The following is a 26,052-nucleotide window of genomic DNA, read 5'->3' on the forward strand; positions in this document are numbered from 1 at the left end:
TTTTTACACTTCGTTGTTTTTTTTTCAACGGCATTTCTCAACACCCGGTTTCCAGAGTGGCATTATGTAACTACTTTTGTTTAGATTTATGAACATGCCCGAAGTATTAGAGTATCTAGAGTATCGTGAGTTTTTGAGAGATTGGTTTGTCGAAACGAAAAAAGACAATCCTTTCACCTCATACCGCTATCTTGGCCAGAAGACCGGCGTTGACCCGGCCTGGCTTGTTCGCGTGTTCCAGAAAGAGGGACACCTGAACGAAAGCACCTTGCCGGTGTTCATCCGCCTTTGCGGACTCGACGACCGCCGTGCGGAATATTTCAAGACACTTTACCGCTTTAACAAGACCAAGGCAAAGCAGGCTCTTTCCGAACTGTACTACCGCCTTATGGAATTGCGCTCCCTGGAAACCCGAGTGCTCTCTACACCGGAACTTTCCTACTTCGGCAGCTGGGCATGCGCAGCTCTACGCGCCCTTATCGGCATTACCAAGGACACCAGCGACATCAACAAGCTGGCATCCAACCTGAATCCCGCCATTTCCCAGGATGAAGCCCGCAACGCGTTGGGCGTCATGAAGCAGCTGGGCCTGGTGGTACCCGACGGCAACGGCGGATGGAACATTACCGACCAGATTATCAGTACCGGCGGCGAAGTCAAAAGCACCGCTGTCCGCGACTTCCATAGACATACCATGGAACTGGCCCTGGAATCTATCGACCGCCACAAGCCCGAAGACCGTGACATTTCCAGCGTGGTATTTACCGCAGACGAGTCCGATCTGCCGGAAATCCGCCACCGCATCGAGGAATTCCGCCGCGGACTTCTGCAGTTCGCCCGCAAGAGTGAACGCGCCGACCGAGTTTACGCACTGAATATCGCCATGTTCCCCCTCTCCAACAAAGTGGATGACCCTTGCACGGGTTCCGAGCCGCCAAAGAAGGAGGGATGATGGAACTATTCGGAAAAAATTTTTATTTTTTGGGTATGAGCAAGTCCTATAGAACATTGGCAGTTACAGCAGTCCTTGGCTTTGGCCTCGGTCTTTCTGCATGTTCTGACGACAAGGTTGCAGGCGGCGGCCCCTCTGGCACCGAAGCCGGAAACGCCATTACCGCACAGATTTTAACAGCCGACAAGACTCCTGCCGCAAGAGCCAAGGTTAAGCTTGTAGAAAGCGCAAGCCTCGAAGGTTCCAAGGATGCCTACACCGCCGAAACCGATAAGAACGGTCAGGTAGTTGTTGAAGGCGTTGCCAGCGGCAGCTACATTCTGGAAGCCTCCCTCGAGGGCAAGGCCATCCAGACAAAGGTCAAGGTTTCTGACGCCGGAGTAGATCTTGGAACAGTGAACCTGGCCGATATGGCAACCATCAACGGTTTCCTGGGTTACATCGATGAAGGAACCATCAAGGTTCGCGGCCTCGACCATTCCGCAAAAGTTGTCAACGGCGAATTCGTTCTGGATTCCCTGCCCGCCGGTCATTTCGACCTGGTGTACATTCCCAACGAAAAGGCAAAGGATACCACCAGCACATACCTGAAGATTGATGCAGGTAAGGAATCCTCCACTAGCACTTTTGCCAACGAACGCCAAGCCTTGCTTTTGGACGACTTCGAAGACGGCAACAACCAGCATCGTTTTGGTCCCAAGTATTTTGGTCCCAGTGATGGCGGCTGGTGGTTCCAGTCTCATCATTCCAATGTCATCATCGATGCAGGTACCGAGATTGTCGTTGCAAAAGGCGATACCAGCGAATACCTGAAGATGTACGACGACGGTGAACAGCGTCTGTTGCACGTCACCTTCAATTTCGACACCTTGCGCGACACGAACACCGACGACAAGGGCGCCCTGCTGGTCTACCCCTGGGCTAATGTGGGCGTCGGCATCGGCAGTAACGACAAGTCTATCTGTTACGACCTTTCTTCCGTCGATTCCATTAGCTTTAAGGTTAGAGGTACTGGCAGCTATTACTTCATCATCGAAGACGAAGTACACAAGAAGCCTACCGACGGAAACGGTTCCATCACCGTCGAAAACAAGTCCTACGGATTTAAGGAACTTTCTGACGAGTGGGAAACTGTTACCGTGGCGACCGCCGACATCGTCGACGAAACCAAGGGTAGCCTCAGCTGCGTCACCATCTTGACCTGGCAGTTCACTAATACGGTTGACTTCTGGATGGATGATGTCAAACTGATTGGTGGCGACAGACAGAGCATTTGGGAAAAGTAATGACAGACAACGCAGTTCATGCGGTAACATCTAATCAAGACGGTCTTTACAAAAATCTAGACGAAACGGTTCGCAAGTATATTGCGACCCGTTTTTTGCGTCCTATAGCCGACCATACCCGCGAGGCTTTTGGGGTCGCAAAGGACTACGTCAAATCTTTTTACGAGAAGAATGGGAACAAGGTCTCTGGCAACGCCGAAGGGTTCCGCATCGTTCTGGATTCGGGCTGTGGCGCAGGTGAAAGCACGCTACATCTGGCCCGACGTTTTCCAGGCATTCCTGTCATCGGAGTGGACAAGTCTGCAGTTCGCCTGAACAAGGCCGGTAACGAGCACCAGCAACAGGCCGCAGGCACAGACCAGCCCGCCAACGCATTCTGGATCCGAGCCGAACTTCTGGATTTCTGGCGTCTAGCCCAGGAAGAAGTTCTTGCAGGCAACTGGATCATCGAACATCACGCCGTATTCTACCCCAACCCCTGGCCCAAGGAAAGCGAAGCCGGCAGACGATTCCATCTGCACCCCATCTTTCCTACGCTGCTGTCCCTGAGTCCCGTTACGGAACTTCGTACCAACTGGGACATCTACGCACAGGAATTTGCAGAAGCAGCCCGCATCGTGAACACTTCAGCCACTGTCGTTTGCGAATCCTTCAATCCCGAAAATCCGGAAACGGCATTCGAGCGAAAATTCAAGGAAGCAGGCCAGCAACTCTGGCGAACTCTAGTCCGCAAATAGAATTCCCAAATTGAGTTCAAATAGAAAAGCGGGTTCACTCAAATGGTGAACCCGCTCTTTTTAAAAGTTAGCGGTACTAGACCTGCAGAACCCTATTATTTACGGTCCCTAGTCCAGGCCAGGAAACCCTTGGTTCCACGGGTAAACTTCACTTCGATTTCGGCACCTTCCCTAACAATGAATTCGGTAAGGCCATACTTGCCGCCATCGGTACGACCCCAGTCGTATGTATAGCCCAGACGTGTCCAGGGGAAACCGCCTTCGCGCCCATAGGCCTGAGAGCGAGTCTTGTCGAACCACTTCTTGAACCACATGGCGCTTTCGCTACGGTCTTCTTCGAAAGAGCTGGGGAACGCCACGTTCATCACGTCATTGGTGGGATCGGGAACAAATGCCGGACGGAACACATCCTTCACGGGGACCCAGAATACGGTAAAGTAAGTTCCGTCAAAGTCAGGAGCCTTGCCCAGGAGCTGCTTCAGGCGCAAAGTCCAGTTGTTCACGCCATCCTTATTTTCGTTGAACCACTTCATGAATTCCTTGTCGGTAAAGGCCCACACGAAGTCCTTCTTCAAGGTCATGATCTGACCATCCTTGAACTGGTCCGGATCATTGTGCCAGGTCACCAACATCACCTGAGTGTTGTCGCCGCTCAAGGTAGCGACGCTGGAATTCTGGTCCAGGTTCACCAGGGGCTGAATGTCATCGCTAGTCAACTTGGGAGCGCTCTTCAGTGCTGCTTCATATTGGGCATCAATCAAAGAATCGCGATTGACGAAGGAGACCACGTTACCCTTGGTATCGATAATATCGCAGTAAGGAACATTATCCGGATTCAGGGCCACCTTCTCCTTCTCAAACTGTTCCTGCAACAGGGCGTCATTGTGAGAGAACAGATTGTCATTTTCCAGGAAGGAAATCACAATCTTGCAGAAGCCGTCATCCGGAATCTTTACGGCAATAGGGAACGGACGCTTGCCATTATCGGCAGTATCCAGAACCAGCTTGTTATCGTTTTCACCGCAAGTATATTCGTAGGAATAAAGAGTTGCAACGCCGGGATTCATTTCGTTCACAAACAGGTTGTCCTGTTCGCTGCTCCAACCGGATTTTACCAGGATTCGCTTGTCGCCCAAAGTCATGTATTGGGGATTCACATCGCTGCAATAAAAAGCGGCCTGGCGAAACACGCCAATCACGCCGGACTTATTCTTGAAGGACTCCGGATCCTTGACCTTGAAACCGCCGGCACATGCCATCAGTGCGGCACCCGTCACGGCCACAGCGGACAAAGCACAAATACTCTTTGCAAACTTGTTCATTTTCTTCCACCTTAAAAAAATCGGTGGCAAATATAGAAATAACGGGATGTCTATTCAAATGCGGCAGCCTTGATTGGGGCGAAGAAGGCATCCAAATCCTTGGGCTCTTTCTTATACCAGGCGCCACCTCTATCAAAATCCTTGTCCCGCTGATGCTTGTCAATATTTCCGAAGCCTGAGCCAATAGTCCAAAGTTCTAGAACTTCGGCGGAATCTTTATACAAAGTAATAACCGTTTCGGCACGAGACACAGTAGAACCAGCAAAAGTTTCAAACGTGGGGTTCAGCAACATTTTTTTGAATTCCGCCAGCTGCACAGAATCAAGCACCACCTTCTTAGAAGCTACGCGAACCTCTTTCTTACAATCCTCATTGCAGTTAAAAATCACTTCGGCCCGGTTGCAGTCTCGTACAAGTTCACTAAGCGGTGTTCCAAGAGCCGTATCGGCCGGGAAAATCAGTTCGTTCAAAAGTTCCATCGTTACGGCAACCTGTTTTTTTACAGAATCGCCCAACTCAAACACGTTACCGTCTCTGTCTACTTCATACTGGATCTCAGAAAAATCAGCATCCCGTTTCCCATGTCTTTTCTTGAATTTGGGAACAGTCATTACTTCGGTCTTTTCAGATTTTTCAGTAACCATGTCAGATTCGATTTTGCAACCTCTAAAGGGAACGCCCACATCCTTCAGGAATTTATTAATCTTATGCAATCTGGGAGTACTCCAGTATCCCACCGAACCTTCTCGGTTAAACGCAGTGGTAAAACGGAATCTGTCCAGGGAATCCGCACCGCGATACAAAGTAATATAGGCACCCTCTTTACAGTCAGATTCGAGAGTATCCTGCGGATGTTCATAAAGAAGACCGACACGGAGTATCTGTACAAAGTTCTGGTACAACCGACCATCAATTATCTTGCTACGTTCAATTTTACCAAGGCCCGCCGCAGTCACTTCCATTCGGTCCGCTTTTTCAAGGGCTTCAGGGAAACTCAATTTTTGCGGGGCAATCCCCTTTTCACGAGAACTGATAAACTGGTAAAGTGACACTCCCAACACCAATACAAGAGCCACAGCAACAAGAACTTTCACGAAAGACTTCATATTTCCAAATATAAAATAGATGTTCCGCAAAATAGGACGTTAAACCTTATTGAACATTCAAAATGCATAAGTGGACTTTTTTGAATTTTCTATCTTGTACCTCGTAAAGAAATATCAAAAAGAGGTCAATCATGACGTTTGAAGAAATCTACGCGCTGGTTTGCGAGCGCAAGAGAACCATGCCCGAAGGCAAGAGCACCACTGAACTCTTCAAGAAGGGTGCTCACGGTATCGGCAAGAAGCTGGTGGAAGAAGCCGGCGAAAGCTGGATGGCCGCCCGTTACGAAACCCGCGACGACCAGTGCCTGGAACTTTCCCAGGTTCTGTACTATGTGGCCTGCATGATGGCAGAAAAAGGTCTCACCCTCGAAGAAGTGTACGCTAAACTATGATTAAGGTAGCTCTCCCGAACAAGGGCATGCTCTTTGAACCTACCCAGGAACTTCTGAAGGCCTGCGGTTACAAGGCATCCAAGCCCTACAAGACTTTGACCCAGATCGACACCAAGAACGGTATCGAATTTTTCTTCCTGCGCCCTAGCGACATCCCCATGTATGTGGGTCGCGGCATCATCGACGCAGGTATCACCGGCATCGACTTCAACGCCGAAGCCAAGAGCCCGGCTGTTAAGGTTCTGGACCTGCCCTTTGGCGCTTCCAAGATGTGCGCTGCAGTTCCTAACGAAAGCCCCATCCAGACTCTGGACGAACTGAAGGATTCTACCATCGCCACCTCCTTCCCCAACATTGTTGAAGGCTACTACAAGAAGCCCATGAACTTTGTGGTTCTGGAAGGCGCTGTGGAAATCTCCGTTAGCCTTGGCGTGGCCGACGCTATCGTAGACGTTGTGGAAACCGGTACCACCCTGAAGCAGGCTGGCCTCCGTATTATCGGTGAACCGCTGTTCCGCTCCAACGCAGCCCTCTACTGCAACCCCCAGAAGACCGACCTGGAAGAAGTGAACACCCTGATCCGCCGCATCCAGGGTAAGCTGGTCGCACAGTCCTACATGATGATCGAATACGACTGCCCCGCAGACGTTCTCGACAAGGCTGTAGCCCTGACCCCGGGTCTCGACGCTCCTACCGTTGCCAAGCTCCACGGTCGTGACTGGTACTCCGTAAAGGCCATGGTGCCCCAGGAAGATGCCAACGCCATCATGGACAAGCTCTGGGACGCAGGCGCACGCAGCATCCTGCTCTTCGGTATCAAGTCCGCCCGAATTTAACGCTTCGCGTTAAATTCAGTAGACAGTGATTAGTGGTTAGTAAACAGGACCTTAAAATAGTGATTAGTAAGCAGTGGTTAGTAAACAGGATATGCAGGTAAAAAACGTTTCCAACATCACTAACCGCCAACCACTAACCACTAACCACTAACCACCAACCACTAGCCACTACCTCATGGAATCACTCGCTTATTTAGCCCGTCAGCCGATCCTTGACCGCGATGGCAAGGTATGCGCCTATGAGTTGCTGTTCAGAGATTCTCCGAACAGCAGTACGGCTGTTATATCCAGCGACTTGCTGGCAACCGCACAGGTGTTGGAGAACGTACTGAACAACATCGGCATCCAGCGTCTGGTCGGCAGCAGCAAGGCTTTTGTCAACTGCAGCAGGAACATGCTGCTGGACAATTTATTCGGCCTGCTGAACCCTAAATATTTCGTTCTGGAAGTTCTCGAAAGTGTAGAAGTGGACGATCGCGTCATCGAAGCCATCGAGGAGTATAAGTCCATGGGTTTCGAAATCGCCCTGGACGACTTTATCTTCGAAGAGAACTTCATCAACCGCTTCGCCCCGCTGTTCCCCTACGTCAGCTACATCAAGATGGACGTTGTAGAAAACAGCCTAGACAGCATGAGCAAGGCCGCCGCCTTCTTCAAGGCAAGGAACATCAAGCTCCTAGCCGAAAAAGTCGAAGACGAAGAAACCTTCAAGCGTTGCGTAGAAGCCGGTTACGATTATTTTCAAGGGTTCTATTTCGCCCGACCCGAAATGGTCACCGGTCAAAAAATTGACGCCACATCTACAGCCATTTTGCAGTTGCTCCAGCTATTGCGGATCCGCCCCACTCTAGAAGAACTCTGCAGCAACTTGGACAAACATCCGGAAATTGCCGCAAACCTTCTAAAGTTCGTCAATTCCGACAGCCAGGCCCACGACCATATAGACAACATAAAAGATGCAGTCGTCTGGGTTGGTATGCGCCACATTCAGGAATGGTTGCTGCTCATGTTATACGCCAGACCGGAAAATAGCCTATGATGGTAGAACCACAAAGTCTTGAAGCTCTCATCGGGGAATTTTCAGGTCTCCCCGGCATCGGGCAAAAGACAGCCCGACGCCTGGCCTACCACATTCTCACCCGCAAGCAATCCGACGTGGAACGCTTCGCCGAGAACCTGGTGAACGCCATTACCAAAGTTCATCATTGCCCCAACTGCTACGCCTTTACCGACGAAGACCTCTGCCCCACCTGCAAGGCCAGGGCAGGAGCAAAGTCCATCTGCGTCGTAGAAAAAAGTTCAGACATCATCCCCTTTGAAAAGTCAGGCATTTTCCGCGGACTTTATTTTGTACTGGGGGGAGTCATTTCTCCGTTAGACGGTATCGGTCCCGAGGCACTCCACTTAAACCAACTGGTCAACCGCATCAAGACCGAAGGGATCGAAGAACTGGTCCTGGCATTAGGTTCCAGCCCCGAAGCTGACAGCACCGCCCTCATGATCGACCGCATGCTCAACGGAGTCAACGTTAAGCGTACCCGCCTGGCCCGCGGCATCCCCATGGGCAGCGATCTTGAATTTGTAGACGAAGTCACCATGTTAAGAGCCTTCGAAGGAAGAGTAAGCCTATGAGCGCACCCGTAAAGCACCAAGCCCCCGTCGAAGTGGGCGGCTTCACCGTCACCTCGGCAGTCTTTGTAACGGCAGCCGTAAACATGAAAGGGCTTCCCGAGGAACGCCTCCCTCAAATCGCATTTCTTGGACGATCCAATGTGGGAAAATCTTCCCTTATGAATGCACTTATGGGCAAGAACGGACTGGTCAAGGTCAGTTCTACCCCCGGAAAAACCCGCGAAATCAATTTCTTCAAAGTCAACAACAAGTTTTTTCTAGTAGATTTACCAGGTGTAGGCTACGCAAAGGTCAGTTCGTCCAAAAGCGAGCAGATGTCCACCGCCATTCGAGACTACATCGCAAAATGCAAGGACTTGAAGGGTCTGGTCTATCTGGTAGACATCCGCCACGGCGGACATGACGTAGACATCGACGCCGTGGAAAATATCCGCGCCGCAGGATGCCCCGTGCTGATCGTTGCCAGCAAGCGCGATAAGGTCAATCAGTCTGAACTTGCCAAGGGACTTCGTTCCATCAAGGAAAAGTTCGGTCTTGAATCTAACCCTCTTTGCGTGAGCTCCCTAAAAAAATTCGGTCTTGACCAGCTCTGGACTGAAATTCTTGAAGCAATGAACCAAGGCGAAAAGGTCTAGTGAGAACAAAGAGATCAAAAAACTGGCAGAAGCTCAGCCCCCCGGCAAAGATATTCCACTACCTGGGAATGTTTTTGCTGCATCGTACCTTTGGGCAGCAGTGCGCTCTTTTCTGGAACGCCATCACCAGTCTTTTCTCTCGCAACCGTAATTTCAAGACAGACACCAAGAATATCATCACCCAGACGTTCTTTACCGGCGTAGAAATTTTTCCGGTATTGTTCGTCGTGGCCACCTTGTTCGGTACAGTCGTCATCATCGAAGTAATCTCCCTCATGGGCAGGATGGGTTTCTCCGATGTGGTTGGAAGTCTGATTGTTATTGTAATCATCCGAGAATTAGGGCCCATTCTTACGGCATTCCTTATCGCTGGCCGAAGTGGATCCTCGCTGACCACATACATCGGAAGCATGGTCATTAATTCGGAAGTTGATGCGCTGGCCACCATGGGTGTGGACCCGATTCGATTCCTTGTTATGCCGGGCCTTTTTGGTGGATGCATCGCCCTGTTTTTCATGAACATCATCTTCAGTGCAAGCGCCATCTGTGCAGGGTTCCTCGTAACCAAGGCCATGATCGCCCTCACCGGAAATATCATCAACATCCAGCTGACCTGGGATTATCTGACCACTGAAATCCTGAGCGCACTGACCCTTACAGATTTCGTCTATATCATAATCAAGCCTCTCGTTTTCGGGGCAATCATTACAACCAACGCCTGTTACCAGGCACTGAATATTCCGCGAGACATCCGCCAGGTCCCCAAGGCCACCTCCCGATCCGTTATCAAGTCCTTCCTGTATATTGTGTGCGCAGACGTAGTGCTTTCTATATTCTATTTCGTCGACTACATGAACAACATCAACTCGATTATCTAATGATTGACGAAGCTTTAAGAATGGAAGATATTCACCTGTCCTACAACGATCTGGCAGGAACGATTTTCTCAAAGCCCCGAGCCTTGGGATTCTTCAAGAAAGTTGAAGACGACCCCCAGAAAGAGTTAGTGACCGGAGCGAATCTTACCGTGACCCGTGGCGACACTATTTGTATCGGTGGTGGATCCGGTCAGGGAAAAAGTGCCATTCTGCGAATCATTGCAGGGTTGGTGCGCCCCACCAAGGGGAACCTATATTATTTTGGTGAATACATCCCACCGGAACGTCTAACGGCACTGGAAGTGGCAAAACGTCAGGTAGGACTGGTTTTTCAGAATGGAGCCCTCATTTCCAATCTGAAGGTGCGAGATAACATCGCCCTCCCCCTGCGATACCACAAGATGGGCTCACCCGACGAAATCGACGAAAAGATCAACATGGCCATGGACTTGATGCGAGTCCGTGAAGAAGCAGACCTTTACCCGCACCAGCTTTCTATGGGTATGCAGAAGCGCGTGGCCATCGCAAGATCCTGGGCCATGGACCCGAAGCTCCTTTTGATGGATGAACCTACCGCAGGTCTGGACAACTACAATCGCCGAAACCTGTTGCCTCTGATCGACAACATGCGAATGCTGTTTAAGACAACAATCATCATCGTGACCCATGACTTGCTGATTTCTAAAGAATTGGATTGCAATATTTGCTTCTTGCACCGCAAAGTTCTTACGGAACCCAACTCCTTTGAATACTGGAGAACCTCCAACAGCGAAATCTCCAGGGAACTGTTCCGAGACCTAAGAACAAGCGGATAAGAGGCGCGAGGGCGTCGCCTACGGCTCCTTTCATCGGTGAGTTTTGAGCCGAGAGCAATGAGCTAGATAATCGCGCCGAAGGCACCTAACTTTAGCACATAACTCATCACTCATCGCTCATAACTCTTCACTATTCACTCCCAACTATTCACTGTTCACTATTATGTTCCTTCCTTTACCCGATGACTTTCACGCCCATCTCCGTCAGGGCGAACTGATGCCCGGCTATGTCCGCGACCTTGTTGCACAATTCGGCCGTGCCATCATCATGCCCAACACCATGCCCCCCATGACATCTGCCGCATCCATCAAGGAATACAAGCAGCAGATTCTTGAAGCCGCCAAGAGTGTCCGCCCGGATTTCCAGCCCCTCATGACCTTCAAGCTGAATCCGAACTACACCGAACAGGATCTAAAGGACATGATGGCAGAAGGTGTCGTGGCAGGCAAGTACTATCCTGCAGGCGTCACCACCAATAGCGCCGACGGAATCAGTGATTTCGAAGCCGTATTCCCCGTAGTGGCCATGATGGAAAAACTGGGCCTTATTCTCTGCGTCCATGGTGAAGAACCGGGCGAATTCTGCCTGGATCGCGAACCCGCATTCATCAAGCGCGTGGAAACTCTGGCCGAAAAATTCCCCAAGCTGAAGATAGTCTTTGAACATCTTTCCAGTGCAAAGGCCGTAGAAGCCGTAAAGCGTCTGCCCGCCAATGTGGCAGCCACCTTTACCGTTCATCACCTGATGATGACTCTGGACGATGTGATTGGCGACGCCCTGCGTCCCCACCACTTCTGCAAACCTCTGCCCAAGCGCCCCGAAGACCGCGCCGCCATTCGCGAAGCCGCATTTAGCGGCAATCCCAAGTTCTTCCTGGGCACCGATTCCGCTCCCCATCAGCAGGGTAAGAAGGAATGCCCCTGCGGTGCCGCTGGCGTCTATAGCGCCCCCGTAGCTATCCCGCTTCTCGTGCAGGAATTTGATCGGGCAGGTGCATTGGACAAGCTAGCCAATTTCATCGCGGGCTTCGGTGCAGACTTCTACGGACTTCCCCGAACCACCAGTCAAATCGAAGTGGTCAAGGAAAACTGGACTGTTCCCCAGGTCGTCAACGGAGTGGTTCCCCTGGCAGCCGGCCAAACCTTGGAATGGAAGTTGAAATAAGCTAAAAAACATCTAGTACGGGACCCTTGATGACGCAGGGGTCCCTTTTTTTATGTAGATTGTCTACAAGAGAACAAGGACCCATCGCATCACAACATTAAGGTTCCAATTATGGCTTTTGTATCTTTTATTAGAGCAATACTTTATTACCTGACCATCGCAGTTTCCCTTATCATCATCGGCGTCCCCTACATGCTTTTCCGTGGTGGACTTTTGGGTCAATGGCAAGAATGTACCCGTGTCTGTATCACCTATTTTAACGTACTGTTCAAGATTTTTAGAATCAAGCTGAACGTGATCGGCAAAGAAAATATCCCCGAAGGTACCAATTTCGTTATCGTGTCCAACCACCAGAGTTTCCTGGACATCAACGTTATCTGGCCGGGCATCATCATTAGCTCCTTTATCGCCAAGGGCGAACTTTGGAACATCCCCATTTTCGGATGGGTCCTCAACCACGTAGGTTGTATCCCAGTAAACCACAAGGATCCCAAGAAAAATGCCGGCATGGGCAAGCTGGTCAGTGACCGACTTTCCAAGGGCTACACCATCAGCGTGTTCCCCGAAGGACACCGTAGTGCCGATGGCCGAATGCTGAAGTTCCAAAATGGAATATTTCGCATGGCGAAAGAAGAACATTTTACAATTTTGCCAATTACATTAATTGGAACCGGCGAACGTCTGTCCAAGACGAAGTTTTCGCTCGTTCCCGGTGAAGTCAAGATTGTCGTCCATCCGGTTTACAAATACGAAGATTACGCCGATAAACCTATGGCAGACTTCCGCGACGAAGTACACGATTTGATTGAATCCGCATTGCCCTATAAGCAGGCGGAAATGGCAGCGGCCCAGGCCGAAGCATAAAAGGAGGCTTAACATGGCACAGCAATTACCGACAGTCGAGCAGATTGTCGCCGTTCTCCGAGAAGAACCCATGGTTGGGAGCAGACTCCGCGCCTCCCTCGGCCTTCCCAAGAAACAGAAAATGGAATTCAAGCAGCTTCTGGCCGATTTGGTCAGCCAGGGCGTCTTGAAGCGAACCAATCACAAGGAATACCAGATTGGTGACGGCGAACCTTTGGAAGAAAAGCGTGAAAAACGCCTGAAAAAGCTGGCAGAAGCAAGCGATGGCGACAACCGCCGTCCGGGAGCCCGTAGCCGCCGCCAGACCACCGACGATAAGAGCACCCGCGTCCGCCGAGGCGTACTGCACCAGACTGGCGAAGAATCCTGGATCGTCACCGAACTGGATTCAGAACAGCAGTTCGAAATGTGCCACCGCCGTCAGGCTCCGGGTAAGGAAGGGGAAGTCATCAGCTTTACCCTGTACCCCCACCCCCGTCTGAAGCACAGCTATTTAGCCAAGGTGGACCATTCCGCCGAAATCTTGAACGTTTCCTGGTCCGAGATTACCCAGAAGTTCATGGAAGAGTCTAACCTTCCCAAGGGCTTCAGCAAGGAAATCCAGGATTACATCAAGACCATCAAGGCTCCTACCGCAAAAGATTTCAAGGGTCGCGTGGATTACCGCAAGACCACCATCCTCTGTATCGACCCCGAAGGCGCCATGGACCATGACGACGCCATTTCTATCGAACGTACAGAAGATGGCGGCTACAAGCTGGGAGTCCATATCGCTGACGTAAGCTACTATGTTCCCGAGGGCAGCGCCCTGGACCAGGAAGCCATGGAACGCAGCTACACCCAGTACCTGCCCTGGACCGCAGTCCCCATGATTCCCGACGAACTTTCCAGCGACATCTGCTCCCTCCACGAAGATGTGGACCGTTGCGCCCACACCTGCATGATCATGCTGGACAAGAACGCCAATGTTCTCAGCTGGGATTTCCATCGCAGTATCGTCCGCATTACCCGCTCCCTCACCTACCAGCAAGCAAAGAAGCTGTGGGAAGAAGGTGACAAGGATATGCAGGACCTGGCCGAAGTTACCGCCAAGCTGAAAGCCAACCGTACCAAGGAAGGCCTGCTGGAATTCAAGAGTACCGAACTGGGCTGCCACTTCAACGAAGCCGGCGAACCCACTGACATTTACCCCCGCACCACAGACATCTCCAACTCCTGGGTTGAAGAATGTATGTTGATTGCCAACAACTGCTGCGCCAAGGAACTGAAGAAGCGCGGTCTGCAGGGCATCTACCGTATTCACGAAGCCCCCGACACCAAGGACATCATGGAACTGTACTATATGTACCCCAACCTGTTCCAGGGCGCTCCGGTGATGCTTCGCGATCTGGGCAAACCCCGCAGCGGCGACACCAACCTGAATCCCACCGCGTTCAAGCTCTATGAACACCTGGTGCAGAAGGCTGGTGACGACGAGACCTTGATGAACCGTATTCTGCGTAGTATGCAGAAGGCTCATTACGACAGCAACAGTTTCGGCCACTTCGCCCTGAATTGGCAGGACTACTCTCACTTTACCTCCCCCATCCGCCGTTACGCCGACCTCTGGTGCCATCGCGAACTGGCTCGCAAGGGCAAGGAAATTTCCGCAGAGCGCAAGGAAAGCGTCATTGACGTATGCGACTTGATTTCCGCCAACGAAATCAAGAACATGAAGGTGGAACGCCAGGCCATCAAGGTCTGCTCTACCTGGCTCCTGAAGGACCGCATCGGCGACAACTTCGAGGCCACCGTCAACGGCATCGAGGAATGGGGCATCTACCTTTCCATTAACGATCCCATCGCCGAAGGTCTGTGCCGCTACCGCGACATCGCCGGCGATGACTTCTACGTATACAATCCGGATCAGGGTCTTGCATTCGGCAAGCGCAGTGGCCGCACCTTCCGCCGTGGCGACAAGGTGATGGCTCAGTTGCTCCGCGTGGACCCGCTACGCGGCCAGGTGGACTTCTCCATTATCGAGAAACTCTCTCCCGAGCCCAAGAAGCAGCGCCGCACCCGCCGCGACGTGGAAGAAGACGCTCGCAACTACAACGAACGCATGGACCGAGCCGAAGCCGCAGAAGCCATGGGCTACCTGAGTCAGCCCGACGATGACGATCGCGATGACGGCATGCCGGCATTCCTTTCCGCAGGCATGCGCGGACGAGGACGTCGTGGCCGCCGTGGTTCCGACATGGACGCACCCAGCTTCGAACGCACCGGACGTGCCGCCCGAGGCAGAGCCGACCGCGGACACAGTTCAGCCGCCAAGGAAACTCGCGCTACACCCAGAAGCCGCAGCGAAAAGCCCCGTAAAGGCAAGGTCCGCACCCGCCGCAGGTAATCATGCCTACAAATTCCAAGCTAGTCCTATACGCTTCGTACCAAGTCGGGGAAGACCTCCCCGGCTACGTCCGCTTTGCGTTAAAGCACTTGGCAGAAACCGACTTTACCGTGGTCCTTCTGACAAATAACCGTCCGCTTTCTGCAGAAACAAACACGTTCCTCGAAGAAAACGGGATCAGGCTTTACCTTACAGAAAACCACGGCTTCGACTTCGGCATGTGGCACCGTTTTCTCAAGGATCTGGCACAAGGCAAAGGCAAGTTTGCCCCATTGACCAGTATCGAACGAATCCTGCTGGTAAACGATTCTATCGTCTACTACCAGAACCGTTTCGCCGATTTTATCAAGCGGGCCGAAACCAGCACTGCCGACGCGGTTTCTCTTACCATGAACAACGAAGTCACTCCCCACCTGCAGTCTTTCTTCCTTTATCTAAAACAGGAAGCACTTGGGGCCTTCTATATGCACCTCATGGAAACTCCCGAACAGGAAACTTTCTACGATGTGGTCCATCGTCTTGAAATCGGGCTTTCCAGCGCATTCCTAGAAGCTGAAGTTCAGACGGAAAGTCTTTTCAACACAGAACGACCTGTCATGTTCGCCTATCCGGAACTAATCGCACAAGGTTGCGGTTTTGTAAAGCGCAAACTCCTGCAGCACCGATTCGACGCCAAGGAAAGAATGCACTTTATCCGAAACAAGGCCTACGACGCCCTCTCGGCAGACTACGCAGCCCTTATCAAGGAAGCAGGTCTCGCAAACGATTTCAAGGAAGAATGGCTCCCCAAGCCCGCAGGGAACATCATCACCCAGACCCGAGACACCCTGCTGGAAAAGGGATTCCATAAAATCGGCTGGCCCATTTTGCGGAAGGCAATCAAGATGAAATACAAGATTCTCGGCCGCAAATTAGACGGCGCAGAATACGAGTAGTCAAACGGAAAAATTCATACTATAAAAAAACTCCCGAGTTCAGACCTCGGGAGTTTTTCAATTCTATAAGACTACAGTCTAGAAAGCCAGCAGACTACTTGACGATTTCAGCGTCCTGGACCTTCTTGCCCTTAATAGTCTTGGAATCGGAGCCGTTCTGATCGCGCTTGATGATCTTGTACTGGACAATGGACCAGATGTTAGAAACAATCCAGTAGAGCACAAGGCCAGAAGGCATCACGGCACTGAACAGGAACATCATGGCGGGCATCATCCAAGCCATCATCTTAGCCTGGGCAGGATCCATCGCGGAGTTGCTACCCATGGTCACCTTGGTCTGGAAATAGGTGGTAACCACCATGATCCAGGGGAGAACAGCGAGACCGGCAGGCATGAGGAACGGAATGCTGAAGCCATCGAAAATAACATCGCTACGGCTCAAGTCGGTAATCCAGAGGAATGCCGGCATACCGCGGAGTTCCACAGCACGGCCAAGCACGAAGAACAAGCCCATGAACACCGGCATCTGGAACAGCATGGGGAGGCAGCCACCAGTGCAGCTAGCCAGCGGGTTCACGCCATTCTTCTGGTAAAGTTCCATAATAGCGGCCTGCTTCTTCTGAGGATCGCTACGGTACTTCACGTTGATTTCATCCAGCTGGGGTTTCAGCTTGCTCATGGCGCTGGTAGACTTCATCTGCTTGACAGTAAACGGAGTGGTAATACCGCGGACAATGAAGGTCACCAGAATGATGGCGATACCGTAGTTGGGCAACATGCTGTAGAACAGGTTCAGGAGCTTCAGCAACATCTTGCAGATCCATACGAACCAAACGTTTGCTCCGCACCAGGTCCAGCCACTGACGATGATCTTTTCGTAGTCCTGGTTCAGGGATTCAATTTCGTTCCACTGCAGCGGGAGAACCATGAAGTTGTAAGCCAGTTCGTCGCCATGGAATTCATCAGAAACAGTCAGCTTGTAGGTACCGGGATCCTTGTCGTTTTCCATCACCTTCATGGGCTTTGCCTTGAGGGTCGCAGGAACCGGAGTGTCAAACTGCATGGTCATGGCGACATACTTGCGACGAAGGCCAGCCCAGGAAAGACGGCCATCGTTGAAGGAAGTTTCTTCGCGGACCATTTCGCGTTCCACATTGCTGGTATTATTGTAGACGACTTCGCTGAAGAAGTAGGAGGCGCCACCGAAGCTCTTACCCTGAGGAATGTCTTCGGTTTCCTTCATGCCGCCCTTCCAGGACAGTTCATAACCGTTAGCGCGGAAACCCACCACCTTGTTGGACTGGCGAACAGCAGCACCATCCTTGGTAAAGCCATAGCTACGGATAACCTGGTTACCATTGGCGTCCTTGAAAACAAACTGCACTGTAGTATCGGAAGCCACATCAATCTTAGCGGGAACTTCACCAGCATCAAACAGCACTTCGCTCAGGTCAGCTCCGTCAATCTTCAGGTCCAGGGCACCGAGGGTGGTATCCTGAATCAGTTCGGGGAACTTGCCTGCGGAATCCGGCAGGGCCTTCACGATCACACTCTGGATCTTTGCACCCTTGTTGGTGAGGGTCATGATGAACTTTTCGGTTTCCACCACGACGGAACGGGCTTCAATCACCTTGGCAGGTGCAGCGGAAGAATCAACAGCTGCAGAATCCTTGGCAGAAGAATCCGCTGCGGCAACCGCAGGAGCACCACCCAGAACCGGAGCGGCCTTCAGTTCCGTATTTCCCGTTACCGGGAGAACCAGGCTACCATTAGAGGCAGACTGTTCGGCCTGGAGGGCAGCAACAGAATCTGCAGCAGCCTTCTGGGCGGCCCTGGCAGCCATGGAGGCCTCGTTATTAGCGGCATTGGTACTGAACCACCAGATCATGATGGCTACAATAAGAATAGTTCCGACTAGGGTATTCTTGTTCATCTTCTTTCCTTTTTAGGGGGTACGGGATCGTAGCCGCCCTTGCAAAATGGATTGCACCTTAAAATTCTAAAAACCGCAAGATAGAAACCTTTGAAGACTCCGTGGACGCGGATAGCCTCAATTGCATACTGAGAACAGGTCGGCTGAAACCTGCAGATGCCACTAAAGAAAAAAGGATGGATAATTTGGTACAGACGTATGGGAGCAATCATCACGCTCCGGGCAACATCCCGTATCTTATCCATTCTTGACGTCGGAGTCTGCATGGCTCCATTCCATCTTTTTGAAGATTTTCTCGGCGGTTTCGCGGAAACGTTCCGAAGTAACTTCTTCGGCCTTATCGTTTACGATGATCATAGCCCAAACAGGCTTGGTGATCTGGGGAACCATCCCATAGAACAACGGGCGCAGAAGTCTGCGGCACCTATTGCGATAAACGGCATTACCGTTTTTCTTTTTTGCCAAAAAGCAGAAACGACAAAAACCGTCCGGACTATCAATCCACCTCATCGAGAACGATGAACCGCGGACATACTTCCCTTGGACGGCTACTTGCCGGTAAGCGGGCTGGTTGGGCAGCCTATAAGAACGTAGACTGGCCACGAGCCAATTCCCAAATTACTTCTTGTAGATAGTGTCGCTGATGGTCAGACGCTTGCGGCCCTTGGCGCGGCGACGGCTCAAAACAGCACGACCCCAACGGTCTTCCATACGGGTCATGAAACCATGCTTGTTGACACGCTTACGATTGTGAGGCTGGAAAGTTCTTTTCATTGTAGTAACCTTTATTAAAAGTCAAATTTTTGAAATGCAAATTTAGTAAAGTTCAAGGATAAATCAAGGGGGGTAGTCTAAGAAATCGGGGTTATCAACACCTTTTCCACGAATTTCTTAATCAGCCCCATTGCGAATTTGATTTTTTCCATGGGTTTTCGCAAACACCAGAAGTTCATCCACGTGGCTCAAAACCTGCCGAATATCAGAGAAAGACCGCCCAGAACAAGGCACAAAACCACCGCTTATAGTCACGGAAACGTCTGGAAAATCTTCAAACTGGAGCTGGCGAACTTCCTTGCGGATAGCTTCCGCCCTGGCAAAAGCCTCGCCTTCGGACGAAGCGTTCATGGCATACACAAAATTAACGCCGCCGTAACGGGCAACACACTCCCCGCAACCTTCGTCCTGATGATTTGCCAGAATTCGAGCCACGGCATTGATAATCTGATCCCCGAACGGATGTCCAAGACGGTCGTTTATCCGCTTAAAGTCATCCAGGTCCAGCATCAGCAGGTAAAATTCATTTCGACGGCGCCAGACCACATCCTGCAAGTGGGAAATCAAGTGCCTGCGGTTATAAATCTCGGTTAGCGGGTCTCGCTGCGATAAATAATCCAATTTATACAGCAAAACTTCACACTTCTTGCGTTCTTCGGCATAAGCCCTCAAAGAGAACGCCCCCACAGCAAAAAGGGTCAACGAAGTGAAGAGGCTCGTTACCAGAATATCCAGGTAGGCGCCATCCCGATCCAATTCCGCCACCACCAGGTTCGGGTAGACCCAGGACGCCAAAAACACAATGGCGTTCACCAGGACCGACACAGAAAAAGCCACGATCTTGGCCGTCCCCCGCGCCGCATAGGCGATCAAGGCAATGGCCGTCACATAGTAAAGAGGCATTCCGCTGGTAATACCGCCGCAGAACAAGAACAGCAACGGCATCAAAAAGCAGGTGAGCAGGCAGCACATCACCAGATAACACTGGTTATACAGGGAAGTTTTTACTGCAACGGCAGCCACCATCAAGCAGACAAGTACACAGCCGAAGCCACAGGCCGCAGCTATGGCGCTCATCCCTTCAGCTACCGTAAAGATAGCCGAACCCGTAGAAGCCAGGGTCACCACAACAAGAATCGACCAGAAAAGTTTCCTTTCCAGGGTGTTCTGCTGTTTCCAGAAATTCTTTATTATTCTCATCAATCCTATCCTACACCAAAATATAAAACGAATTCTGCAGAAAACAAAAAAAGTCCACATTTTTAATTGAAATTTTTTCAATTTTCGGCACCTCTAACCCACTTTATAAAGTTAGACGGACTAAATTGGGAATTCTTATTATTATATTTCTACACGTCTTAAAAAGGACTTCCAACTTTACAAGGTTAATTATGGAACTGACACCTCTAGATATCCGAAATCAGACTTTCCACAAGAAGAGCTTTGGCGGCATCGACCCCGAAGAAGTCAAGGCATTCCTGGAAACGGCAGCCAACGCCTTTGAACAGATGTCCAGGGAGCGAACCGACCTGACTGAACGTCTGAAGGTGGCCGAAGAGCGCGTCAACTATTACCGCCAGATTGAAAAGACAATCCAGGACGCCGTAGTGACCATGCAGAAGACTGTAGACGAAGTAAAGTCTACCGCCGAAAAGGAAGCCGAAATTATTATCGCCGAAGCCAAGGCCCGCGCCGTCCGCGAAGTGGAAAGTACCAAGCGTGAAGCCGAAGACCTCCGCGCCGAAATCGAACAGCTGAAACAGCTGCGCACCAACTACTTCATCCGCTGCCGCGCCCTGATCAAGGGCCAGCAGGACCTGCTGACCGCCATGGAAAACGACCAGCGCGAAATGGAAGCCCTGGAACGGGAACCCAAGCGCGTGGCTCCTGCCAAGGTCAATGTTCCCACCATGGGAAACGTCCTGGCCTAAGCCCGCAGGAACCCCATGAGAATCAATATCAAGGTTCACGCCCGCAGCAAGCGGGAATCGGTAACGCCCCAGCCCGACGGCAGCTTTAAGGTGGAAGTCAAGGCCCCGCCGGTAGAGGGTGCCGCCAACGAAGCCATCTGCGAGCTGCTGGCAGACCATTTTAAGGTTCACAAGCGGGATGTTCGGGTGGTTTTAGGCTCAACGAACAACAAGAAAGTCGTCGAGATCGACGGAATAGACCCGTAATCGGGTCTTTTTTTGTGATTTTCAACGAATTTCCGTAATTTTTTTGAAAAATTGCTCCAATTTGTAGCACTTTAAAGGTTTTAAAGTGTATTTTACTTTCGCATTTTAAAAAAAATCATCACACAAGGAATAAAGATGAAGAATTATTTTGATTTGACCGGTCAGGTCGCAGTTGTTACTGGTTGTTCCACTGGTCTTGGCGTTCAGATGGCCAAGGCACTTGCAAATCAGGGCGCAAAGATTGTTGCAATCGCCCGCCGCAAGGAAATGATCGAAGCTGTCGCCAAGGAAATTTCTGAAACCTACGGCGTCGAAGCTATCGCAGTCCAGTGCGACATTACCGACACCGCCAAGGTCGAAGCTGCCGTTGACGAAATCCTCGCAAAGCTTGGCCGCATCGACATCCTGATCAACAACGCCGGTACCGGCGCTGTCGCTCCGGCAGAAGACATTACCGACGACCAGCTGAACCACGAAATGAACGTGGACCTGGGCGGCACCTTCAAGATGGCTCGCGCCGTCGCCAAGAAGGCAATGCTCCCGGCAAAGTATGGCCGTATCATCAACATCGCCTCTATGTACGGCCTTGTTGGTAACAAGATCTGCGGTTCTGCACCGTACCACGCCGCAAAGGGCGCAGTTGTTAACCTGACCCGCGCCCTGGCCGCTGAATGGTCCAGCAAGGGCATCAACGTTAACGCCATCTGCCCGGGTTACTTCTACACCCCGCTCACCAAGGAAACCCTGGATTCCGACTTCTTCCAGGCAAATGCCAAGACTATGATCCCGGCAGAACGCTATGGTAATGAAGGCGAACTGGACACCGCCGCTATCTTCCTCGCTAGCAAGGCTTCCAGCTACGTTACCGGCATCATGGTTCCGGTTGACGGTGGCTACACCTGCATGTAGTAGGTGAAAGCGGATAGAGTAAAGCGGAAAGAAATTCAGAAAAAATCCGCTTTCCTTTAAACTTTAACCTTTAAACTTTAAACTTTAAGCTAAAAACGCTCGCGGAAACGCGGGCGTTTTTTATGTTCAACAATAAGAAAAAAATGATTTTTGTCCCGCGCTTTTGGTATTAGATTAGGGACATGGCGAAATGGATTGTTGTTTATTCCAGCGTTACGGGGAACACCCGCAAACTGGCTGAAGTGGCCGCCCGTGAAATGGGTGCCGATTTATTGAACGTTCAGGAAATTATTGGATCCGCAGATATTCGCGAAGAAGACGATGAGGAATCTGTCTCCATCGACGTCTGCAGAAACAGTCTCGCCATTTCATCGGAAACTCTCGACAGAAAGCTGGAAGAAAAACTTTCCGGCTACGATGGAGTCATGGTAGGTTACTGGCTCCGCAAGGGCGCTCCCGACCGTAAGTCCTCCATTTTACTTTCTAGAATTTCCGGCAAGAAGGTCGCCCTGTTCCAGACCCACGGTGCCTACGACGGAACGGAACACACCATCACGGCCTTTGCCCGGGCAGGTTCCATGATGGGACCAGGCAACAGGATCCTCGGGACCTTCAGCTGCCAGGGAGCCGTCAACCCGGCACTAATCAAGCGACGCCTCGAAGGAAGCGTTCCCGGCCACAGGGGCGAAGACCTTGAAGCCTGCAAGAAACGCTGGGCCGATGCAGCAACACGACCTAACGAAAACGACCTGCAGCGTATGGCCGATTTCGCAAAGAAGATGAAGGCTACTGCAGAACGCGAATAAGAATCATGTAGATCGCGGTTCCTACAGCCATGGAGAGGAACAGCTGACGACGCCACACATGAACTGCCGCGGTAGTCAAAATGCCCACTACCTCGGGAATGCCGTGCACCCCCTGAAGCCACTGAACATCCTTAAGGCAGTACACCACCAGCATTCCAAAAACAGCTAGCGGTAAAGCCTTGCCCAGGTACTGAATATACTTGGGCGTTTCTTTTTTCCGGGACTTCCCTTCCGAAAAGATGATGAAAGGCAAGGCTCGCGTCAACACCGTCATCAAGGCCAGAATGGCAATGGTCAATATTTGTTGTTGGGATGTCAAAGGTTTACCTCTAACTTTTTACGGAAAGTGGTCAACAGCAAAAGAATACCAATCATGGCAGGAATCACAAAGTACTGACTTCCAAAAATGAACAGCGCCGCCGCCGTGCAACCGATTCCAATCCACGCCGGTCGATGCTCCTTTTCTTTCAGGAACTGATCCATGAAGATGGCCACAAACATGGCGGTCACCACAAATTCCAGACCGTGAATATCCACCTTCAGAAGGGAACCGAACATGTAGCCCATAAAGCCGCCGGATATCCAGTAAAGGTAATCCAGGAGGCTCACCAACAGCATTTCCGTAGGCGTTGATTCCTTGGCGTTATAGTTGATGGCGAAGGTTTCATCCGTAAGCCAGAAAATCAGGAAGGGCTTTCGCCACCCCATACCGCGATAACGGTCCAGCATGGAAATTCCGTAAAACAGATGACGGGCGCCCACCACCAGAGCCATACTTGCAGCGGCCAGCGGATTGAAATTCGCCGCAAGCATTCCCAGGCCAAGAAACTCCGCAGACCCGCTAAAAATGAACAGCGCCATGCTCAGCGGGTAAAGATAGCTGAAGCCCATGGACTCCGCCAACACCCCATAAGTAATGCCCAGAAACCAGTACCCTGTAAGTACTGGCAAAGAACGCTTGAAGGCGATCTTCAGAGAATTCTTGAATGAGGATTGAGTCGGCTGCATTGTAGTGGGAATATAGAAAACAGAACCGAAAATTTATTGTATATTGGAAACATGATGAAAATGTTTGGGGCGTTATTTGTTACGTTTGTGTGCGCGACCCTTATGGGCTGTGGCAGTCACGAACACAAGTATGTGATTGGAATTTCTCAGTGTTCGCTAACGGATTGGCGTTACCAGCTCAAAGATGAGCTGGTGCTGGCATCCTATTTTAATGAGGATGTGGAAATCCGTATGGCCTTTGCCGACGACGATGATGTGCAGCAGAGCCGTCAGATTGATTCTCTTCTGAATACAGGACTAGACCTTCTGATTGTATCTCCAAATCAGGTGAAGGGCCTTTCTGGAAGTATGAAGCGGGCCCAGGACATGAAGGTGCCTGTGATCCTTTATGATCGCAAGATGAACGACGTGGAATTTGCGGCGTTCATGGGTGCAGACAATTACGCCATCGGAAACATGATGGGAGAATTTGCGGCGGCTCAGCTGAAGGGCAAGGGAAACATTGCCGAAATCGGTGGCCTCAAGGGTTCTTCACCGGCTAAGGAACGTCATCAGGGTTTCGCGGATGCCATCAAAAAATATCCGGATCTGAAAATTGTGGGTTACGCCGAGGGCGACTGGAAGGAAGAATCCGGTGCCAAGGCCATGGAGGAAATCCTCAAGTATTATGATGGCCCCATCGACCTGGTTTTTGGGGATAATGACCGCATGGCCTTGGGGGCTCGCAAGGTGCTTTCGTCCCGCGGGCAGTTGGATGGTCAGGAAAATGAAGTTCTGTATTTGGGTGTGGATGCCCTGCCTATTTCCGATGGCGGTATGGAAAATGTCCGTGACGGTCTGCTGATCGCTTCTGGCATTTACCCCACCTGCGGCGATGAGCTGATTGAACTTGCTCTGAAGATTCTTCGTGGGGAGCCTTACGAAAAGAACAATGTACTGGAAACCAGTATTGTCACCAAGGAAAATGCCAATGTTTTGTTGCTTCAGTACCGCGAAGTCCAAAAAAGGGCGGGCTATATTGCCAAGATGCACAATCTGGTAGGCAAAATCAAGGATGAATCGGAAACTCGAGCCATGCTTAGCATTGCCATGTGCCTTTTCACTGGCGTTGTTTTCGTTTTCTTGATCCTGATTATTCATGCAAATCGTATAAAAGACTGCCTGAATGAGGAACTTCGTCAGAAAAATGACGAACTGATCCGCAAAAATGAGGAGCTTGATGCTGAAAAGGCCCGTGTGGAACAGCAAAGGGACCAACTTGAGGAACAAAGAGACCAACTTTTGGACGCTACGACCCAAACTTTGATTGAAAATCAGCCGACTGAACCGGAAAAGTCCGCAGAAATCCCTCAAAAGAACGAATTTATGGAGAAATTCCTGTCCTGTGTGGATGAAAAGCTGGACAGCCCCACTCTTTCCGTAGAGGATATTAGCCAGGAAATGTGTGTTTCTCGCGTTCAGCTGTACCGCAAGGTGAAAAGTCTAGCCCAGAAGTCCCCTGTGGAGATTATCCGCGAGCGTCGTCTGCAACGGGCCAGCGAGCTTTTGCAGGATCCGAGCCTTAGCATTTCCGAGGTGGCTTACCGCGTCGGGTTCTCCGCTCCCTCCTATTTTACCAAGTGCTACAAGGAATTTTTCGGTAAAAATCCCCGTTCCTAGTACGTCCCTTGTGTAACGTTCAAAAATAAAATTGGCTATGTTCTTTCAAAGTGTAGATGTAATATAACTATCTAAAAACTTTATCTTAGATACTTGGTCTAACCTAATTTTTGTTGGGTTAGACCATTTTTTAGTATTTTTTTCAGTAAATTCAACATAAAATGGCAGTCCTACACTCTAATAGAACATAGCCTTATTTTTCAAACGAGTTATGACAAGGATATTTGAATGAACCTGCTCAGAATTTTTTGCCTGGCCCTGTTCGCGGCAACCATGTTCTTTACCGCCTGCGGTGACGACGACAGCAGCAGCTTCGTTGAACCGGAAAAGGAATCCTCCGACAGCGGCGCTACCCTGAGTGGCGACAGCCATGAAGGCTCTAGCCCCTCGTCTTGCAGCAGCAAAGATGACAAGTCTAGCAGTAGCGTTTCGTCTTCGTCAACGAACAGCTCTTCCTCCGCAAAATCAAACTCGTCCACGGACTCCATGAGCAGTTCTTTGAATGGATTGATTCCGGAATCTTGCGAAGAAAAGGATGAGAATCGTATTTTGACCATTTATGATACTGGGGAGAGATATGTTTGCAAGAGTGGTCAATATGTCAAGATTGAGTCCAGCAGCTCTAGTAAAGTAAAGAAAACGTGTTCCGCAGATGAAGAGGGAACAACTCGGAGAGAGGATGGGATGCGATTTGTCTGCGAAGATGGATATTGGGTCCCAGTGGAATCATCTAGTTCGGCTGTGCCCACTAGCAGCTACTTCGACATGTCGAAGCAGTTCAACGAGAAGGTGTCTTACGGCGAGTTCACCGACCCGCGCGACGGGCAGAAGTATCGGACTGTGAC

General features: G+C 50.9%; 28 protein-coding genes and 1 pseudogene. 20 read left to right on the plus strand and 9 right to left on the minus strand.

Annotation, left to right across the window (positions count from 1 at the left end; translation table 11 throughout):
- Positions 1 to 94 precede the first annotated feature (94 nt).
- Genes BUB94_RS13655 through BUB94_RS13665 form a run of 3 tightly spaced genes read left to right on the plus strand, consistent with a single transcriptional unit; the run spans position 95 to position 2,975 of the window.
- Positions 95 to 952: a TIGR02147 family protein gene (locus BUB94_RS13655; protein WP_073157948.1), complete on the plus strand. Its 858-nt coding sequence runs from the start codon at positions 95 to 97 to the stop codon at positions 950 to 952.
- A 35-nt stretch (positions 953 to 987) separates the two neighbouring features.
- Positions 988 to 2,238, plus strand: coding sequence for a carboxypeptidase-like regulatory domain-containing protein (locus BUB94_RS13660; RefSeq protein ID WP_139259095.1), 1,251 nt, complete (start codon positions 988 to 990; stop codon positions 2,236 to 2,238).
- A complete protein-coding gene (locus tag BUB94_RS13665; RefSeq protein WP_073157724.1) occupies positions 2,238 to 2,975 on the plus strand; it encodes a tRNA (guanine(46)-N(7))-methyltransferase TrmB in 738 nt (245 codons plus the stop codon). Before BUB94_RS13660 ends, BUB94_RS13665 begins: the two co-directional genes overlap by 1 nt.
- Positions 2,976 to 3,070: 95 nt before the next feature.
- On the opposite strand, the gene BUB94_RS13670 is transcribed toward BUB94_RS13665, so the two are convergent.
- Complete coding sequence (locus tag BUB94_RS13670; RefSeq protein WP_073157727.1) at positions 3,071 to 4,297, minus strand: hypothetical protein; 1,227 nt, start codon at positions 4,295 to 4,297, stop codon at positions 3,071 to 3,073.
- 50 nt (positions 4,298 to 4,347) lie between these two features.
- A complete protein-coding gene (locus tag BUB94_RS13675) occupies positions 4,348 to 5,403 on the minus strand; it encodes a hypothetical protein (RefSeq protein ID WP_073238006.1) in 1,056 nt (351 codons plus the stop codon).
- A 131-nt stretch (positions 5,404 to 5,534) separates the two neighbouring features.
- Here BUB94_RS13675 and hisE point away from each other — a divergent pair, with 131 nt between their 5' ends.
- From hisE to BUB94_RS13730, 11 genes are all read left to right on the plus strand, one after another.
- Positions 5,535 to 5,795, plus strand: coding sequence for a phosphoribosyl-ATP diphosphatase (hisE, locus tag BUB94_RS13680; RefSeq protein ID WP_073157733.1), 261 nt, complete (start codon positions 5,535 to 5,537; stop codon positions 5,793 to 5,795).
- Positions 5,792 to 6,631 (plus strand): ATP phosphoribosyltransferase, encoded by an 840-nt coding sequence (gene hisG, locus BUB94_RS13685; protein WP_073238009.1) that lies wholly within the window; start codon positions 5,792 to 5,794, stop codon positions 6,629 to 6,631. The genes hisE and hisG overlap by 4 nt, the downstream gene beginning before the upstream one ends.
- A 175-nt stretch (positions 6,632 to 6,806) precedes the next feature.
- Complete coding sequence (locus tag BUB94_RS13690) at positions 6,807 to 7,670, plus strand: EAL and HDOD domain-containing protein (protein WP_073157739.1); 864 nt, start codon at positions 6,807 to 6,809, stop codon at positions 7,668 to 7,670.
- Entirely contained in the window at positions 7,667 to 8,263 is a 597-nt protein-coding gene (recR, locus tag BUB94_RS13695; protein ID WP_083538296.1) for a recombination mediator RecR, read from the plus strand. Before BUB94_RS13690 ends, recR begins: the two co-directional genes overlap by 4 nt.
- Positions 8,260 to 8,898 (plus strand): ribosome biogenesis GTP-binding protein YihA/YsxC, encoded by a 639-nt coding sequence (yihA, locus tag BUB94_RS13700; protein WP_073157742.1) that lies wholly within the window; start codon positions 8,260 to 8,262, stop codon positions 8,896 to 8,898. Before recR ends, yihA begins: the two co-directional genes overlap by 4 nt.
- On the plus strand, positions 8,898 to 9,776 hold the full coding sequence (locus BUB94_RS13705) for an MlaE family ABC transporter permease (RefSeq protein ID WP_073157744.1): 879 nt from the start codon (positions 8,898 to 8,900) through the stop codon (positions 9,774 to 9,776). The genes yihA and BUB94_RS13705 overlap by 1 nt, the downstream gene beginning before the upstream one ends.
- Complete coding sequence (locus BUB94_RS13710) at positions 9,776 to 10,591, plus strand: ABC transporter ATP-binding protein (protein WP_083538298.1); 816 nt, start codon at positions 9,776 to 9,778, stop codon at positions 10,589 to 10,591. The genes BUB94_RS13705 and BUB94_RS13710 overlap by 1 nt, the downstream gene beginning before the upstream one ends.
- 163 nt (positions 10,592 to 10,754) lie before the next feature.
- Entirely contained in the window at positions 10,755 to 11,756 is a 1,002-nt protein-coding gene (pyrC, locus tag BUB94_RS13715; RefSeq protein ID WP_073157746.1) for a dihydroorotase, read from the plus strand.
- A gap of 111 nt (positions 11,757 to 11,867) precedes the next feature.
- Entirely contained in the window at positions 11,868 to 12,620 is a 753-nt protein-coding gene (locus BUB94_RS13720; RefSeq protein WP_073238012.1) for a lysophospholipid acyltransferase family protein, read from the plus strand.
- Between the two features lie 13 nt (positions 12,621 to 12,633).
- Positions 12,634 to 15,006, plus strand: a complete 2,373-nt coding sequence (locus BUB94_RS13725) for a ribonuclease R family protein (RefSeq protein WP_083538299.1) — start codon at positions 12,634 to 12,636, stop codon at positions 15,004 to 15,006.
- A 2-nt stretch (positions 15,007 to 15,008) separates the two neighbouring features.
- The gene (locus BUB94_RS13730; protein ID WP_073238015.1) at positions 15,009 to 15,941 is read left to right on the plus strand and encodes a rhamnan synthesis F family protein; all 933 of its coding nucleotides are present in this window, start codon (positions 15,009 to 15,011) and stop codon (positions 15,939 to 15,941) included.
- Between the two features lie 94 nt (positions 15,942 to 16,035).
- Here the strand turns inward: BUB94_RS13730 and yidC are convergent, their stop codons facing one another.
- From yidC to BUB94_RS13755, 5 genes are all read right to left on the minus strand, one after another.
- Entirely contained in the window at positions 16,036 to 17,874 is a 1,839-nt protein-coding gene (gene yidC / locus BUB94_RS13735; RefSeq protein WP_073238029.1) for a membrane protein insertase YidC, read from the minus strand.
- Complete coding sequence (gene yidD / locus BUB94_RS13740; protein WP_073238032.1) at positions 17,871 to 18,119, minus strand: membrane protein insertion efficiency factor YidD; 249 nt, start codon at positions 18,117 to 18,119, stop codon at positions 17,871 to 17,873. The genes yidC and yidD overlap by 4 nt, the downstream gene beginning before the upstream one ends.
- On the minus strand, positions 18,112 to 18,477 hold the full coding sequence (locus BUB94_RS13745; RefSeq protein WP_249506433.1) for a ribonuclease P protein component: 366 nt from the start codon (positions 18,475 to 18,477) through the stop codon (positions 18,112 to 18,114). Before BUB94_RS13745 ends, yidD begins: the two co-directional genes overlap by 8 nt.
- Before the next feature lie 15 nt (positions 18,478 to 18,492).
- Positions 18,493 to 18,648, minus strand: coding sequence for a 50S ribosomal protein L34 (gene rpmH / locus BUB94_RS13750; RefSeq protein WP_073157761.1), 156 nt, complete (start codon positions 18,646 to 18,648; stop codon positions 18,493 to 18,495).
- Positions 18,649 to 18,765: 117 nt separating this feature from the next.
- Positions 18,766 to 19,848: a GGDEF domain-containing protein gene (locus tag BUB94_RS13755; protein ID WP_073157764.1), complete on the minus strand. Its 1,083-nt coding sequence runs from the start codon at positions 19,846 to 19,848 to the stop codon at positions 18,766 to 18,768.
- A gap of 191 nt (positions 19,849 to 20,039) precedes the next feature.
- On the opposite strand from BUB94_RS13755, the gene BUB94_RS13760 reads away from it, so the two are divergent.
- The 4 genes from BUB94_RS13760 (at position 20,040) to BUB94_RS13775 (ending at position 22,540) form a co-directional block, all read left to right on the plus strand.
- A complete protein-coding gene (locus BUB94_RS13760; protein ID WP_083538306.1) occupies positions 20,040 to 20,579 on the plus strand; it encodes a DivIVA domain-containing protein in 540 nt (179 codons plus the stop codon).
- Positions 20,580 to 20,594: 15 nt separating this feature from the next.
- Entirely contained in the window at positions 20,595 to 20,825 is a 231-nt protein-coding gene (locus BUB94_RS13765) for a DUF167 domain-containing protein (RefSeq protein WP_073157767.1), read from the plus strand.
- Positions 20,826 to 20,960: 135 nt separating this feature from the next.
- On the plus strand, positions 20,961 to 21,734 hold the full coding sequence (locus BUB94_RS13770; protein WP_073157769.1) for an SDR family oxidoreductase: 774 nt from the start codon (positions 20,961 to 20,963) through the stop codon (positions 21,732 to 21,734).
- A gap of 182 nt (positions 21,735 to 21,916) precedes the next feature.
- Positions 21,917 to 22,540: a flavodoxin family protein gene (locus tag BUB94_RS13775; protein ID WP_073238053.1), complete on the plus strand. Its 624-nt coding sequence runs from the start codon at positions 21,917 to 21,919 to the stop codon at positions 22,538 to 22,540.
- Here the strand turns inward: BUB94_RS13775 and BUB94_RS13780 are convergent.
- Complete coding sequence (locus BUB94_RS13780; protein WP_073157775.1) at positions 22,521 to 22,859, minus strand: branched-chain amino acid transporter permease; 339 nt, start codon at positions 22,857 to 22,859, stop codon at positions 22,521 to 22,523. The two genes, BUB94_RS13775 and BUB94_RS13780, sit on opposite strands and share 20 nt — an antisense overlap.
- Positions 22,856 to 23,548, minus strand: coding sequence for an AzlC family ABC transporter permease (locus BUB94_RS13785; protein WP_073157778.1), 693 nt, complete (start codon positions 23,546 to 23,548; stop codon positions 22,856 to 22,858). The genes BUB94_RS13780 and BUB94_RS13785 overlap by 4 nt, the downstream gene beginning before the upstream one ends.
- A 51-nt stretch (positions 23,549 to 23,599) precedes the next feature.
- Between BUB94_RS13785 and BUB94_RS13790 the strand changes: the two genes are divergently transcribed.
- Both BUB94_RS13790 and BUB94_RS16540 read left to right on the plus strand, forming a co-directional pair.
- The gene (locus BUB94_RS13790) at positions 23,600 to 25,207 is read left to right on the plus strand and encodes an AraC family transcriptional regulator (protein WP_083538308.1); all 1,608 of its coding nucleotides are present in this window, start codon (positions 23,600 to 23,602) and stop codon (positions 25,205 to 25,207) included.
- Positions 25,208 to 25,435: 228 nt separating this feature from the next.
- Positions 25,436 to 26,052, plus strand: a pseudogene (locus BUB94_RS16540) (hypothetical protein); the annotation flags it as partial.

This window comes from Fibrobacter sp. UWH9, assembly GCF_900129715.1.
In the GTDB taxonomy this organism is placed as follows: domain Bacteria; phylum Fibrobacterota; class Fibrobacteria; order Fibrobacterales; family Fibrobacteraceae; genus Fibrobacter.

Excerpts from the sequence above, each read along its gene's own strand:
- BUB94_RS13765 (WP_073157767.1), top strand. The coding sequence starts at position 20,595 with ATGAGAATCAATATCAAGGTTCACGCCCGCAGCAAGCGGGAATCGGTA.
- yidD (WP_073238032.1), bottom strand. The coding sequence starts at position 18,119 with ATGGATAAGATACGGGATGTTGCCCGGAGCGTGATGATTGCTCCCATA.
- recR (WP_083538296.1), top strand. The coding sequence starts at position 7,667 with ATGATGGTAGAACCACAAAGTCTTGAAGCTCTCATCGGGGAATTTTCA.
- BUB94_RS13670 (WP_073157727.1), bottom strand. The coding sequence starts at position 4,297 with ATGAACAAGTTTGCAAAGAGTATTTGTGCTTTGTCCGCTGTGGCCGTG.
- BUB94_RS13790 (WP_083538308.1), top strand. The coding sequence starts at position 23,600 with ATGATGAAAATGTTTGGGGCGTTATTTGTTACGTTTGTGTGCGCGACC.
- BUB94_RS13730 (WP_073238015.1), top strand. The coding sequence starts at position 15,009 with ATGCCTACAAATTCCAAGCTAGTCCTATACGCTTCGTACCAAGTCGGG.
- BUB94_RS13785 (WP_073157778.1), bottom strand. The coding sequence starts at position 23,548 with ATGCAGCCGACTCAATCCTCATTCAAGAATTCTCTGAAGATCGCCTTC.
- BUB94_RS13775 (WP_073238053.1), top strand. The coding sequence starts at position 21,917 with ATGGCGAAATGGATTGTTGTTTATTCCAGCGTTACGGGGAACACCCGC.
- yidC (WP_073238029.1), bottom strand. The coding sequence starts at position 17,874 with ATGAACAAGAATACCCTAGTCGGAACTATTCTTATTGTAGCCATCATG.
- yihA (WP_073157742.1), top strand. The coding sequence starts at position 8,260 with ATGAGCGCACCCGTAAAGCACCAAGCCCCCGTCGAAGTGGGCGGCTTC.
- BUB94_RS13665 (WP_073157724.1), top strand. The coding sequence starts at position 2,238 with ATGACAGACAACGCAGTTCATGCGGTAACATCTAATCAAGACGGTCTT.
- BUB94_RS13660 (WP_139259095.1), top strand. The coding sequence starts at position 988 with ATGAGCAAGTCCTATAGAACATTGGCAGTTACAGCAGTCCTTGGCTTT.
- BUB94_RS13690 (WP_073157739.1), top strand. The coding sequence starts at position 6,807 with ATGGAATCACTCGCTTATTTAGCCCGTCAGCCGATCCTTGACCGCGAT.
- hisG (WP_073238009.1), top strand. The coding sequence starts at position 5,792 with ATGATTAAGGTAGCTCTCCCGAACAAGGGCATGCTCTTTGAACCTACC.
- BUB94_RS13710 (WP_083538298.1), top strand. The coding sequence starts at position 9,776 with ATGATTGACGAAGCTTTAAGAATGGAAGATATTCACCTGTCCTACAAC.
- BUB94_RS13675 (WP_073238006.1), bottom strand. The coding sequence starts at position 5,403 with ATGAAGTCTTTCGTGAAAGTTCTTGTTGCTGTGGCTCTTGTATTGGTG.
- BUB94_RS13725 (WP_083538299.1), top strand. The coding sequence starts at position 12,634 with ATGGCACAGCAATTACCGACAGTCGAGCAGATTGTCGCCGTTCTCCGA.
- BUB94_RS13720 (WP_073238012.1), top strand. The coding sequence starts at position 11,868 with ATGGCTTTTGTATCTTTTATTAGAGCAATACTTTATTACCTGACCATC.
- rpmH (WP_073157761.1), bottom strand. The coding sequence starts at position 18,648 with ATGAAAAGAACTTTCCAGCCTCACAATCGTAAGCGTGTCAACAAGCAT.
- BUB94_RS13770 (WP_073157769.1), top strand. The coding sequence starts at position 20,961 with ATGAAGAATTATTTTGATTTGACCGGTCAGGTCGCAGTTGTTACTGGT.
- BUB94_RS13760 (WP_083538306.1), top strand. The coding sequence starts at position 20,040 with ATGGAACTGACACCTCTAGATATCCGAAATCAGACTTTCCACAAGAAG.
- pyrC (WP_073157746.1), top strand. The coding sequence starts at position 10,755 with ATGTTCCTTCCTTTACCCGATGACTTTCACGCCCATCTCCGTCAGGGC.
- BUB94_RS13655 (WP_073157948.1), top strand. The coding sequence starts at position 95 with ATGCCCGAAGTATTAGAGTATCTAGAGTATCGTGAGTTTTTGAGAGAT.
- BUB94_RS13755 (WP_073157764.1), bottom strand. The coding sequence starts at position 19,848 with ATGAGAATAATAAAGAATTTCTGGAAACAGCAGAACACCCTGGAAAGG.
- hisE (WP_073157733.1), top strand. The coding sequence starts at position 5,535 with ATGACGTTTGAAGAAATCTACGCGCTGGTTTGCGAGCGCAAGAGAACC.